The 12924-nt window shown below is 71.1% G+C and carries 8 protein-coding genes and 2 tRNA genes; 7 read left to right on the top strand and 3 right to left on the bottom strand.

What is annotated here, in order from left to right:
* Positions 1–130 precede the first annotated feature (130 nt).
* The 3 genes from V5P93_RS00170 to V5P93_RS00160 form a co-directional block, all read right to left on the bottom strand.
* The gene (locus tag V5P93_RS00170; RefSeq protein ID WP_245931281.1) at positions 131–2476 is read right to left on the bottom strand and encodes a hypothetical protein; all 2346 of its coding nucleotides are present in this window, start codon (positions 2474–2476) and stop codon (positions 131–133) included.
* A gap of 48 nt (positions 2477–2524) precedes the next feature.
* A tRNA-Pro gene (locus tag V5P93_RS00165) sits at positions 2525–2596 on the bottom strand.
* Positions 2597–2795: 199 nt separating this feature from the next.
* A tRNA-Leu gene (locus V5P93_RS00160) sits at positions 2796–2878 on the bottom strand.
* Positions 2879–3011: 133 nt separating this feature from the next.
* On the opposite strand from V5P93_RS00160, the gene V5P93_RS00155 reads away from it, so the two are divergent.
* The 7 genes from V5P93_RS00155 to pknB all read left to right on the top strand — a co-directional run bounded on the left by V5P93_RS00155 (position 3012) and on the right by pknB (position 12883).
* Complete coding sequence (locus V5P93_RS00155; RefSeq protein ID WP_104479383.1) at positions 3012–4223, top strand: DUF3662 and FHA domain-containing protein; 1212 nt, start codon at positions 3012–3014, stop codon at positions 4221–4223.
* Between the two features lie 196 nt (positions 4224–4419).
* Positions 4420–4878 carry an FHA domain-containing protein gene (locus V5P93_RS00150; RefSeq protein ID WP_104479382.1) on the top strand — a complete coding sequence of 153 codons (459 nt, stop codon included), beginning with the start codon at positions 4420–4422 and terminating at the stop codon, positions 4876–4878.
* Complete coding sequence (locus V5P93_RS00145; protein WP_104479381.1) at positions 4875–6344, top strand: PP2C family serine/threonine-protein phosphatase; 1470 nt, start codon at positions 4875–4877, stop codon at positions 6342–6344. Before V5P93_RS00150 ends, V5P93_RS00145 begins: the two co-directional genes overlap by 4 nt.
* A complete protein-coding gene (locus V5P93_RS00140; RefSeq protein WP_104479380.1) occupies positions 6344–7813 on the top strand; it encodes an FtsW/RodA/SpoVE family cell cycle protein in 1470 nt (489 codons plus the stop codon). Before V5P93_RS00145 ends, V5P93_RS00140 begins: the two co-directional genes overlap by 1 nt.
* Positions 7810–9297 carry a penicillin-binding protein 2 gene (locus V5P93_RS00135; RefSeq protein ID WP_104479379.1) on the top strand — a complete coding sequence of 496 codons (1488 nt, stop codon included), beginning with the start codon at positions 7810–7812 and terminating at the stop codon, positions 9295–9297. The genes V5P93_RS00140 and V5P93_RS00135 overlap by 4 nt, the downstream gene beginning before the upstream one ends.
* Positions 9298–9300: 3 nt before the next feature.
* Positions 9301–10782, top strand: a complete 1482-nt coding sequence (locus V5P93_RS00130; protein WP_104479378.1) for a protein kinase — start codon at positions 9301–9303, stop codon at positions 10780–10782.
* Positions 10783–10876: 94 nt separating this feature from the next.
* The gene (gene pknB / locus V5P93_RS00125) at positions 10877–12883 is read left to right on the top strand and encodes a Stk1 family PASTA domain-containing Ser/Thr kinase (protein ID WP_104479377.1); all 2007 of its coding nucleotides are present in this window, start codon (positions 10877–10879) and stop codon (positions 12881–12883) included.
* The last annotated feature ends 41 nt before the right edge of the window (positions 12884–12924 follow it).

The raw sequence follows: 12924 nt of genomic DNA, 5'->3' as shown, positions 1-12924 counted from the left end.
GGAAGTTCCCCACCCGGCCCAGCGCATACCCATCCGTGTGATGAGCAGGAATGACTACGCCGAATTCCCGCATAACGCGGGGAAAGGGCTATGGGTGCAATGGGTCGTCGAGGTCTTGAGGATCCCAAGGTCAGCGCGCGGAATCGAGCATCTCGACGAGCCAGTGCGGGCCCAGTGACCAGCCCAGCAGGCGCTTGCCCCGGCCATCGGCGGTGAGTCCCTCCGCGGTGAACCGACCACCGTCGAGCACAGTGGCCAGTCCGTCCACGACCGGGCGCAACGCGGCGCGGCGACCACTCGCGGTGGCCGCGCGGAGATCGGCGACGACCACCGCCTGCCGTTCGTCGTCGCACAAACTGAGGAAGTAGACCGCCTGCCGCCACGAATAGGCGATGTTCTTGATCGTGGTCAGCCGCGGGTGGTGTTCCTGCGGTAGGCGATCCCAGCCCCGCAGCAGCTCGGCGAGGATCCGGTCGACCAGGTCGGGGGCCTGGTCGCGGAGCACGGGCAGCAGGTCGAGCTCCGCGGCGAGCACCGCGAGGTTGTGCGTCGTGAGGATCTGGCTCTGCTCCAGCACGGCGCCGTTGCCCGCCACGCTCCACCCGCGCTTCTTCCCCGCCTCGACGGCGCGGGCGCGGCACAGTTCGCCGAAGGAGTTCGAGGCCCGCCCCCGCGTCCGCTCCCACAGCGTCACCCTCGGCTGCTCGACGGGCCAGTCCGACGGCCGTGGCAGGTCGTAGTAGCGGGCGTAGAGGGTGCCCTCCAGGACCCGGCTCGCGATCCGCGCCGCCCGCTCCCACTTGTCGGTGAACTCGTCCATGAAGATGTCCGCCGCCAACTCCTCCACCAGCGGCAGCCGCACGTCTGCGGCCCGCGCCAGCGCGCCGATCTCCCGCACCAGCGGGTTCGGCAGGATCTGCGCCGGGAACGAGCGCAGCGCCAGCAGCACGGCCCGGCGCAGCGCCTGGCCCGCGGGCCGCCCCGACCTGCCCGAGGTCCGGAAGTCCTGCATCGGTCCAACCCAGGGCAGCTCGTGGAATCCCACCTGGCTCTCCAGGTTGAGCAGCAACACGCCGCGCCTGCGCCGGAACGCCGTGTAGGTGCGCGCGTGCAGGCCCGCGACCACCGGGTCGTCGATGCTCCCGGACACGTACCGCGCGGACACCTGCGGCAGCACCGAGGCCAGCACCTCGCTGGAGGTGATCACGCCGTGGGCGACCAGCTCGTCGACCGGCGCCTCCAGCGCGCGCAGGACCCGCGTGCGCACGGACGGCGGCACGGGGGCGTCCGCGCCGAGCTCCGGGTGCTCGGCGGGAGTGACGTCGGCGACAACCGGGTCCAGGTCCGGCAGGCCGCCGTCGGCGGGGTACCGGTCGAGGCGTTTGGCCACGGCCCACGCCACCTGGGCGTGCGTGGGCCGGGCGATCTCCTCGGCCTGGGACGCGCGCGACGCGGTGTGGGTGTCACTGCCCGGGGCGCCGTACCGGGTGACGGCACCGGCCAGCGCCCGCCGAATGCGACCGATGTCACGTCCGGTCAGACCGGAGCCGTCCGCGCCACCGTCCTCCAGGGCCCGGCGCAGCCAGGTGAAAGTGCTCTTCGCGTGCCGGTGCCTGCTCGGCGTGGCGGCCGCGCGCTCGGCGGCGAGGTAGCGGTCCAACCACCGGGTGCGGCGAGCGGCCCACCCGTCCAGGAAGTGCCCTGCGGGCTGTCCGCCGACGACCGCCCCGTCGACGAGGTGGGGAAGATCTCCTTCGACCGTGTCCGCCCAGAGCGCAATCAGGTCGTCGTAGAGCGGGTTCCACACGGACAGGGTCTCCCGCATGGCGACCAACTGCCCCGGCACGCTCCGGTCCCGCAGCGCTTCCGCCACCTCGCCCACCCGCACCAGGTGCACCGACTCACCGGCCCCGATGGGACGGTCGGTGAACACCGGGGTGAAGCGGAGGCGGTCCATCAGCGGACGAAGCGCGGTGACGAGGTCGAGCGCCTGCTCGGGGCGGTGCCGCTCGACCAGTAGCGCAACGACCGCGAGGGCGGCGTGCTCGGGCAGGTCGATCCGGTACCGCTCCTCGGCCAGCGCCGCCAGCAGCTCGGCCTGGCCCTCGTCGGTGAGGTAGTGCAGGTTGAGCCGTTCCCGGTCCGTCCGCCCGGGTCCGGGGGGCAGCGCGTCCAACCGGGCCCACTCAGCCGAGTCCAGCGGCTGGTCGGCCAGGAGGTGGCCGGTCGCGAAGCCACCGGTGACCACTTCGAGGGTGGCCCAGACCGGGGTATCGGCCACCGGGGTCCGGGAGCCGATCGCCAGCCCACCGGACGCCATGCCGTCGAGCACGGACCGCCACCGCTCGACCTTGGCCGCCGCCCTGGCGCGCGCCGCGGCGTTCCCGAGCGTGGCCGCCGAGTGCAGCGCGTCCCACAGCCGCCCCACCGCGTAACCGGACTCCTCCGGCGGTTCAGCCGCGCGTGACCGGTCCATCATGGCTCCCCACCTGCTCCACCGGTTCGCGACCGATGCGGATACCGGCCATGGAGGCGGGAATCGAACCCGCGCCCTCCCGGTCCCGAGCCAGGCGATCTACCACTGATCTACTCCATGCGGCACAACCAATGCCCAACCACTCGGCACCAGATGCCTGACCACTCGGCACCAGATGCCTGACCACTCGGCACGATCCTCGTGCTCCCACGCTGGGTCCGCCACCGATCGCACCGTGGGGGTCTGGGGGCTCGGCCCCCAGAAACAACAACGGCCGACCCGGTTCGCGCTTTCCGCGAACATGGGTCGGCCGAGGCCGTGGGCGAGGGGGGAGTTGAACCCCCACGTCCTTTCGGACACACGGACCTGAACCGTGCGCGTCTGCCATTCCGCCACTCGCCCGAGTGGTTGGTGTCCCTGTCTTGGCGACGTGGAGAACTCTAGCACGGTCGAAAACCCGGTTCGCACATACCCGTGTCCTGCACGGCGCGCCCGGATACGATCGGTCCAGGAGCACGGACGGGAAGGAGGGCTCATGGGCATCGGACAGCGGCTGAACCGCAAGCTGGAGGAGGTCGTGGGCAACTCCTTCGCGCGTGTGTTCGGTGGCAACGTGGTGCCGCAGGAAGTGGCGCAGGCACTGCAGCGCGAAGGCGAGGACAACGTCCGCGAACTGGCCGGGGGGAGGCTGCTGGCGCCCAACCACTACGTGGTGGCCCTGGGCCCGGCTGACCACCAGAACTTCGCGGGTGACGAGGACCGCATGAAGGCACTGCTCGCCGACTGCGTTTCCGAACATCTCGCCGAGCACGGTTGGGACACCTATGGCGACGTCGTAGTCTCCCTCGAGCGTTCCGACGCGCTGCACACCGGACAGTTCCGAACCCGCTCGTCCGTCGACCCCGACGTGAAGGCCCAGCCGCAAGCCGGCGGCGGGGGCCGACCGGCGGCTAAACGGCAGGCACAACCCCGCAACGCAGGAGACCGATCCATGAGCCAGCCTCCCGGCTACGGCCAGGCGCCTGATGGCGACCCGTACGGACAGCAGCAGTACGGGTACGGCCAGGGCCAGTACGGCAACGATCCCAACTACGGTCAGCAGGGCTACGGCCAGCAGCCACCGCAGCACGGTGGTTACGACCAGGGTTACGGCCAGCAGCAGCAGGGCGGCTATGACCAGGGTTACGGCCAGCAGCAGGGTGGCTACGACCAGCAGCAGGGCTACGGCCAGCAGCAGCAGGGCTACGGCCAGCACCAGGGTGGTGGCTACGACCAGGGCTATGGCCAGCAGCAGGGCGGCTACGACCAGGGTTACGGCCAGCAGCAGCAGGGCTACGGCCAGCACCAGGGTGGTGGCTATGACCAGGGTTACGGCCAGCAGCAGGGCGGTTACGGGCAGGACCCGTACGGCCAGCAGCAGGGCTACGCCCCGCCCGCGGTGCAGACCGGCCCCCGCCAGCTCTCCGCGAGCCTGCAGCTCGACGACGGCTCCAACCGCAACTACTCGCTCAAGCAGGGCGGCAACGTGGTCGGCCGCGGCCAGGACGCGGACTTCCGGCTGCCGGACACCGGTGTCTCCCGCCGCCACCTGGAGATCACCTGGGACGGGCAGAGCGCGACCCTGGCCGACCTCGGCTCGACCAACGGCACGACCGTCAACGGCACGCCGGTGCAGACCTGGCAGCTGGCCGACGGCGACGTCGTGCGGATCGGCCACTCGTCGCTGGTGTTCCGCACCCAGGGCTGATCGGGGCTCCTCCTCTCGGGTGTCCTCGGGTCGGGGAAGCTCCAAGACACACCGAACGCGCGGTCCCCACCATGCGCGGGCAGGCGAGGCAACGTACGAGGTCGACCAGACGTCCTGAGGGCTGTCCGGGGGCGTACGCCCTGGGCAGTCCTCATGTCGAGTTGGACACCGTGAGAAGCAGGAGCGGTCACAACAAGTGCCTGAGTTGGTGATGCAGCTGACCAGAGCGGGCTTCCTCGCCCTGCTCTGGTTGTTCGTGCTGGCGGCCCTGCGGGTGGTCCGCTCGGACCTCTACGCCGCGTCCGGTCTGCGGGTCGCGGTCCCGGGCTTCCGCAAGACGCCGGGCAAGACCCGCGGCGGGAAGGTCCCCCGGCAGCTCGTGGTGACCCACGGCGCCCTGGCCGGGACCAGGATCTCCCTGGACGGCAGGCCCATCCTGATGGGCCGCGCGGACGACTCGACGCTGGTGCTCGACGACGACTACGCCTCCACCCGGCACGCGCGGCTCTCGCTGCGCGGCACGGACTGGTACGTCGAAGATCTGGGCTCGACGAACGGCACCTACCTGGACCGGGCTAAGGTCACCCAACCCCTCCGGGTGCCACTAGGTGTCCCGATCCGTATCGGCAAGACGGTGATCGAGCTGCGCTCATGACCCTTGTGCTTCGTTACGCGGCCCGCAGCGACCGGGGCCTGGTGCGTTCCAACAACCAGGACTCCGTGTACGCGGGACCGCGCCTGCTCTCCCTCGCCGACGGCATGGGCGGCCACGTCGCCGGTGAGGTGGCGAGCAAGGTGGTGATCGCCGCGCTCGCGCCGCTGGACGACGACGAGCCCGGCGACGACCTGCTCGGCCAGCTGCGCGAGGCCACGCTCGCGGGCAACGGCGCCATCGCCGAGCTCGTGGCCAGCGACCCCGAACTCGACGGCATGGGCACCACCCTGTCGGCGATCCTGTTCGCGGGGAACCGGATCGGCTTGGTGCACGTCGGCGACTCGCGGGTCTACCTGCGCCGCAACGGGCAGTTCTCGCAGATCACCCACGACGACACCTTCGTCCAGTCGCTGATCGACGAAGGTCGCATCACCGAGGACGAGGCGGCCACCCACCCGCAGCGGTCGCTGCTGCTCAAGGCGCTGACCGGGCACGAGGTGGAACCGAGCCTGACCATCCGGGAGGCGCGGCCGGGCGACCGGTACCTGCTGTGCTCGGACGGGCTGTCCGGCCCGGTCAGCCACGAGACGCTCAGCGAGGCGGTGCAGATCCCGGACCCGCAGGAGTGCGCGGACCGGATGATCGAGCTGGCGCTGCGCGGCGGTGGTCCGGACAACGTGACGGTGATCATCGCCGACGTCGTCGACATCGACTACGGCGACAACTACCCGATCATCGGCGGCGCGGCGGGCAACGGCTCCGACGAGACCCCGCCGCCGGACTCCCCCGCCTCGCGGGCCAGCGCGATGACCACGCCGCGGCCCGAGCCGCGCAAGGTCGAGCAGCCCCCGCCGCCGGACCCGAGGGTCAAGCGGCGCAAGCGCATGCGGCTGCTCATCGGGCTGCTGCTACTGCTGGTGCTGCTGGTGGCCGGTGTGGTGGCGGCCCGGATCTGGGTGGACAACCAGTACTTCGTCGGCGAGGGCCGCGACGGCGAGATCGCGATCTTCCAGGGCGTGCGCGGCAGCGTGCTCGGCCTGTCGCTCAACAGCCAGATGGAGGGCTCCTGCGACCCGCGGACCTCCGGCTGCGACCGCTACTACGTCGACGACCTCGAGCAGTTCGGCAAGAACGAGGTCCGCACGGGCAGCAACACGTTCAGCAACCCGGCCGACGCGCGCGAGTTCGTCCAGGAGCTGCGCAGCCGCTTCGGCCTGCCCGACTGCGCCGATCTGGTGGCCCGGCAGAACCCGGTGCCCAACCCGGGTGAGCAGACGACGACCACGACGACGGTCCCGGTGACGACCACGACCCCCGTGCCCGGGGGCACCGAGGTGGCCACCACCACCGTCGCGACCACGACACCCCCCGCGACGACCGGCTCCGCCACCTCCACGGTGCGCGACCAGCCGCAGCCCGGGGTCAACTGCCGCAACCCACGCGCCGAGGACGAGGGCGGCGGCTGATGGCATCTCCGGTCCAAGGCGCGGTTGGCCCGGCGACCGGGCAGAACAGCGCGGGCGGTGACAAGGCGGCGCCCACGCGTCGGGGCACCGAGCTGGTCCTGCTCGGCTTCGCCGCGTTCGTGGTCTCCGCCGCGCTGATGCTCGTCGAAGCCAACCAGGAGCAGCAGCTCACGTTCCGGATCGTCTGGTACGGGCTGGCGTTCCTCGGGCTGTTCACCATCGCGCACGTCGCGGTCCGCCGGTTCGCGCCGTACGCGGACCCGCTGATCCTGCCGTGCGTGGCGCTGCTCAACGGCATCGGTCTGGTCTTCATCTACCGGATCGACCTCGCCCAGGCGGAGAAGGACCTGCGCGCGGGCCACGAGATCAGCAACGACGTGCCCCGGCAGATCATGTGGACCGCGGTCGCGTTGCTGCTGTTCCTGGCCGTGCTGATCGTGATCAAGGACCACCGCACGCTCACCAAGTACAACTACACCTTCGGCTTCGCCGGGCTGTTCCTGCTGGCGCTGCCCGCGTTCCTGCCCAGCTTCATCGCCCCGACCATCAACGGCGCCAAGATCTGGCTGAAGGTGGGTCCGCTCTCGCTGCAACCGGGCGAGTTCGCCAAGATCCTGCTGCTGGTGTTCTTCGCCGCGTTCCTGGTGTCCAAACGCGACCTGTTCATGACCGCGGGCAGGCGGCTGCTCGGCGTCGACCTGCCGCGCGCCCGCGACCTGGGTCCGATCGTGTTCGCCTGGGCGGTCTCGCTGGGCGTGTTGGTCTTCCAGAAGGACCTGGGCACCTCGCTGCTGTTCTACGCCACCATCCTGGTGATGCTCTACGTGGCGACCGAGCGCGGTGTGTGGGTCGTGCTGGGCGTGGGGCTGTTCATCGGCGGGGCGGTCATCGCCTACCACCTGTTCACCCACGTGCAGCAGCGCGTGGCCAACTGGTTCGACCCGCTGGCCACCTACGGCGCCCAGGGCGGCGGCTACCAGATCGCGCAGGCGCTGTTCGGCCTCGGCACCGGCGGCGTCGCGGGTACCGGGCTCGGCGCGGGCCGCCCGGACCTGGTTCCGCTGTCCAACACCGACTTCATCGCCGCGGCGATCGGCGAGGAGCTCGGCTTCATCGGCCTGGCCGCGCTGCTGATGGTCTACACCGTGCTGGCGCTGCGCGGCATGCGCAGCGCGCTGGCCGTGCGCGACACCTTCGGCAAGCTGCTCGGCGGCGGCCTGTCCTTCGCGCTGATCATGCAGGTGTTCGTGGTCGTCGGCGGTGTCACCAAGCTGATCCCGATGACCGGCATCACCGCGCCGTTCCTGTCGTACGGGGGTTCCTCGCTGCTGGCCAACTACGTCCTGGTCGCCCTCCTGCTGCGCATCTCCGACGCCGCGCGCAGGCCGCAGACCGGCAACCGGCCGCGGCCCGCCCAGCAGGCCCCGATCGCCGAGGCGCACACGGTCATGGTGGAGCGGCCGACATGAACACGCCCCTGCGCCGGGTCGGCCTCGCCATGCTCGCCATGATCATCCTGCTGCTGGCCAACGCCACCTACATCCAGATCATCAAGGCCGACGAGTACCGCACCGACCCGCGCAACCGGCGGGTGCTCTACGAGGAGTACTCCCGCGAGCGCGGCAAGATCCTGGTCCGGGACAAGAACAACCAGATGCAGGTCGTGGCCACGGTCAACCCCACCAACGACCGGCTGCGCTTCCTGCGCGTCTACAACAACGCGCCCACCTGGGCACCGGTCACCGGCTACTACTCGATCCGCTACGGCGCGGGCGGCCTGGAGCGCGCCGAGGACGAGATCCTCAACGGCTCCGACGACCGGCTGTTCGTGCGCAGGCTCTCCGACCTGATCACCGGCCGGGACCCGCGCGGCGGCAACATCGAGCTGACGATCAACCCGGCTGCACAGACCGCGGCCTACGCGGCGATGGAGAAGGCGGGCTACGCGGGTTCGGTCGTGGCGCTGAACCCGAAGACCGGCGAGATCCTGGCCATGGTCAGCACGCCGTCCTACGACACCAACGGCCTCTCCGCGCACGACCCGGAGGCGCAGGAGCAGGCCTGGCAGACCTTCAACAACGACAAGCGCAAGCCCATGCTCAACCGGGCGATCTCCGAGACCTACGCGCCGGGCTCCACGTTCAAGCTGGTCGTGGCCGCCGCCGCGCTGGCCGACGGCAAGAACAAGGACACCCAGGTCACCTCCGCCGACAAGATCGCCGTCGGCGGCTCGGAGCTGCGCAACTACAACCGCGGCTTCTGCGCGGGCGCCCCCAACGGCGTCACCATGGAGACGGCGCTGTCGCTGTCCTGCAACACCGCTTTCGCCCAGCTCGCCAGCGAACTGGGCAACGACAAGCTGCGCGACCAGGCGGCCAAGTTCGGCCTCGGTGAGGAAGACCTCACCATCCCGATGAGCGTGGAGCAGTCCTGCATCGGTCCCCGCGCGTCCTGCATGGACGTGGTGGACCGCAACGCGCTGTTCCAGACCGGCATCGGCCAACGCGACGTGCGGCTGACGCCGCTGCAGAACGCGCAGATCGTGGCCGCCATCGCCAACGGCGGTGAGCGGATGAAGCCGCAGCTGGTGAAGTCGATCCTGGCGCCGGACCTCTCGGAGATCTCGCACCTGGACGAGGACAGCCTCGGCCGGGCCATGTCCCGCGACACCGCGACGCAGCTGCGCGACATGATGATCACCTCCGAGTCGAAGACCGGTGGCGAGGGCAAGCGCGACGGGCTGACCATCGCGTCCAAGACCGGTACCGCCGAGGCGGGCCTCGACCCGAAGAACACCCCGCCGTTCGCCTGGTACGTGGCCTTCGCCCCGGCCGAGGACCCGAAGGTCGCGGTGGCCGTCGTGGTGGAGAGCCAGGACGTGGCCGCCACCGGCGGCAAGCTGTCCGCGGCCATCGGCCGGGCCACCATGAACGCCGCGCTGGGCGGTGCCTGAGCCATGCTCACCTCCGGCCAGCTCCTCGCCGACCGCTACCGGCTCGCCCGCCGGATCGCGGTCGGCGGCATGGGCGAGGTGTGGGAGGCCGCCGACACCCGGCTCGACCGGCTGGTCGCGGTCAAGGTGCTCAAGCCGGAGCTGTGCGGGGACGCGGAGTTCCTGCACCGCTTCCGCACCGAGGCCAGGACCACCGCGTCGATCAACCACCCGGGCATCGCCGCGGTGCACGACTACGGCGAGACCGCGGCCATCGTCGACGGCCCGCAGGACACCGCCTACCTGGTCATGGAACTGGTCGAGGGCGATCCGCTCGCCGCGATCCTGGCCAAGGAGGGCCGGATCTCCGCCGAGCGCACCCTCGACATCCTGGAGCAGGCCGGGCACGCGCTGCAGGCCGCGCACGAACGCGGGTACGTGCACCGCGACGTCAAGCCCGGCAACATCCTGATCACCCCCGCCGGGGTGGTGAAGTTGACCGACTTCGGCATCGCCAAGGCCGCCGACGCCGCGCCCGTCACCCGATCCGGGATGGTCATGGGCACGGCGCACTACATCGCCCCGGAGCAGGCTCTGGGGCATGAGGCCGAACCGTCCAGTGACGTGTACTCCCTCGCCGTGGTCGGCTACGAGTGCCTGGCCGGGCGCAGGCCGTTCCTGTCGGAGAACGCGGTGACGGTCGCGATGATGCACATCCGCGACCTGCCGCCGCCGCTGCCGCCGGACGTGCCGCCGGGCGCCCGCGCGCTCATCGAGACCACGCTGGTCAAGGACCCGAGGCACCGCTACGGCAACGGCGGCGAGTTCGCCGCGGCCGCGGCGGCGGTGCGCGCGGGCCGACCGCTGCCCGCCCCGTCCGGGCTGGCCATGGCGGTCCCGCACCCGCAGCAGCACCTGACCGCCACCGGGACCCACCCCGGGCTGCTGCCGGTCCCGCCGCCCGGCCACCCGCCGGGCTCCGGCCCGTTCCCCATGGGCATGCCGCGACCGCCGCACCGCCAGGGCCGGGGTGGGCTGTGGCTGGCCATCGCGGTGCTGGTCGTCCTGCTGATCGCGGGGCTGGCCTTCGCGCTGACCGCGGTGTTCGGCTCCGACGATGGCAAGGGCCCGGCCGGGCCCGCGGGCTCCCGGCCCACCGGGCAGAGCAAGCCGACGCCGAGCACGGGTTCCGACGAGGAGCCCGAACTGCCCGGCGCGGGGTCTGCCGCGCCGACCACCACCCGAACCACCCGCCCCGGCGACGTCGACCCGGGTGGTGACCTGGTCAGCGTGCCGGAGAAGTTCTTCCTGGAGCGGCCCGCCGCCGACGTCGAGGCGGACCTGACCCGGATGGGGCTCGAGCCGTTCGTGGTAACCGACATGGGTATTCCGCCGGGGGACCCCGCGAACTGCCCGGTCGTGGGAGTCTCACCGAACGGCCGGGTGAAACCGGGCACCGACATCACGGTCCGGTGCAGGCCCGCGCAGAACGGACCGCCCGGATGAGCGCCCACCGGAACCGCCGCAGGACCCTGCCAGTCCGCGCCAGGACAGCAGGCACGATGGGACAGGACTTGACTAGGAGCGGGACAACGCACCGATGACCACACCGCGACTGCTCTCCAACCGCTACGAGATCGGCGAGACGATCGGCTACGGCGGCATGTCCGAGGTCCACCGCGGCCGCGACGTCCGGCTCTCGCGCGAGGTCGCCGTGAAGGTGCTCCGCCAGGACTTGGCCCGCGACCCGCAGTTCCTGGAGCGCTTCCGCCGCGAGGCGCAGAACGCCGCCGCGCTCAACCACCCGGCGATCGTGGCCGTGTACGACACCGGCGAGACCCGCGTCGACGGCGGCCCGCTGCCCTACATCGTCATGGAGTACGTCGACGGGCGGACGCTGCGCGACATCGTCAAGTCCGAGGGGCCGCTGCCCGGCCAGCGGGCGATGGAGATCATGGCCGACGTCTGCGCCGCGCTGGACTTCAGCCACCGGCACGGCATCGTGCACCGCGACGTCAAGCCCGCGAACGTGATGATCACCCGCTCCGGCGCGGTGAAGGTGATGGACTTCGGCATCGCCCGCGCGGTCGCCGACGGCCAGGTCGCGGTCACCCAGACCGCGGCGGTGATAGGGACCGCCCAGTACCTGTCGCCGGAGCAGGCCCGCGGCGAGGCGGTGGACGCCCGCAGCGACGTCTACGCCACCGGCTGCGTGCTGTTCGAACTGCTCACCGGCGAACCGCCGTTCACCGGTGACTCCCCGGTCGCCGTGGCCTACCAGCACGTGCGGGAGGACCCGAAGCCGCCGTCGGCGCTGAACCCGCGGGTCAGCCCGCAGCTCGACGCGATCGTGCTCAAGGCGATGTCCAAGGGCGCGCCCAACCGCTACCAGTCGGCGGCCGAGATGCGCACCGACATCGTGCGGGTGCTCTCCGGCCAGCGGCCCGCCGCGCCGATGGTGATGACCGACGAGGACCGCACCACGGTCATGGGCCAGGGTCGGCCCACCGAGGTCCGCGGCAGGCACCGCCCGGAGGTCGTGGCCGACGAGTACGACAGCTACGACCGCTACGACCAGGACGAAGAGGACCGCAAGCGCAAGCGCCGCAAGACCTGGCTGGTCGTGCTGGCCGCGCTGGTGGTGTTCGCCCTGGTCGCGGTGCTGTTCATCCTGATGAACGGCAAGGACGAGAAGCCGACCGGCAACGAGGCGTTCAAGCTGCCGAACGTCAGCACCCTCACGGCCAGCGAGGCGGACACCAAGCTGAGCAACATGGGCCTGCAGGTCCAGCGCGAGCCGGTGGTGTGCGAGCAGGTCGACGGCCAGCCGAGCGCGTGCGCCCCGGACCAGATCGGCAAGGTCGTCAGCACCGACCCGGCGGCCAACTCGGACGTGCACAAGGGCGACCGGATCACGCTGAAGGTCGGCACGGCCCCGGGCAAGGTGCCGGTGCCGGACGTGGTGGGCAAGTCCCAGCAGGACGCGGTGAAGGCGCTGCAGGACGCGAAGCTGGCGGTCGCCCCCGAGGTCGACCAGGAAGCGACCGACGACGAGAAGCTGATCGGCAAGGTCGTCGGCACCAACCCGTCGGGCGGCCAGCAGGTCGCGCCGGGGACCACCATCAAACTTGCCATCGGCAAGGGCCCGGACGCGGTGGACGTGCCGAACCTGGTCGGCCAGGACTACGCCACCGCCGCGCAGAACCTGCAGACCGCGGGCTTCACCCCTCAGCGCAAGGACGTGTCGTCCGACCAGCCGAAGGACCAGGTCGTCGACCAGACGCCGAAGAGCGGCAAGGCGCGCAAGGGCACGGTGATCACCCTGAGCGTGTCGAAGGGCGACAAGGACGGCCTGCAGATGCCGAACCTGGTCGGCAGGTCCCGGGCCGAGGCCCAGGGCATCCTGTCCCAGATGGGCTGGAACGGCCGCTTCGACATCACCGAGAAGCCCCTAGAGGACCCCCGCGACGAACCCGGTCGCATCGAGGAGCAGGACAAGCAGCCCGGCGAGAAGATCGACAAGGACGAGACGCTCAGCATCACCATCGGCAAACGCGGCGGCGGTGGCGGCGTGCCGACCATCCCGACGTCTTTCCCGCGCAACTAGGCACCGCGCGGAAAAGGGCCCTCCCGGTTTCGGGAGGGCCC

This window comes from Actinokineospora auranticolor (genome assembly GCF_041897805.1).
Lineage (GTDB): Bacteria > Actinomycetota > Actinomycetes > Mycobacteriales > Pseudonocardiaceae > Actinokineospora > Actinokineospora auranticolor.
This window is presented reverse-complemented; position numbering and strand designations above follow the sequence as displayed.

What these genes read in the sequence shown, in the direction of transcription:
- V5P93_RS00170 (WP_245931281.1), bottom strand. Translation starts at nt 2,476, where the DNA reads ATGGACCGGTCACGCGCGGCTGAACCGCCGGAGGAGTCCGGTTACGCG.
- V5P93_RS00155 (WP_104479383.1), top strand. Translation starts at nt 3,012, where the DNA reads ATGGGCATCGGACAGCGGCTGAACCGCAAGCTGGAGGAGGTCGTGGGC.
- pknB (WP_104479377.1), top strand. Translation starts at nt 10,877, where the DNA reads ATGACCACACCGCGACTGCTCTCCAACCGCTACGAGATCGGCGAGACG.
- V5P93_RS00145 (WP_104479381.1), top strand. Translation starts at nt 4,875, where the DNA reads ATGACCCTTGTGCTTCGTTACGCGGCCCGCAGCGACCGGGGCCTGGTG.
- V5P93_RS00135 (WP_104479379.1), top strand. Translation starts at nt 7,810, where the DNA reads ATGAACACGCCCCTGCGCCGGGTCGGCCTCGCCATGCTCGCCATGATC.
- V5P93_RS00130 (WP_104479378.1), top strand. Translation starts at nt 9,301, where the DNA reads ATGCTCACCTCCGGCCAGCTCCTCGCCGACCGCTACCGGCTCGCCCGC.
- V5P93_RS00140 (WP_104479380.1), top strand. Translation starts at nt 6,344, where the DNA reads ATGGCATCTCCGGTCCAAGGCGCGGTTGGCCCGGCGACCGGGCAGAAC.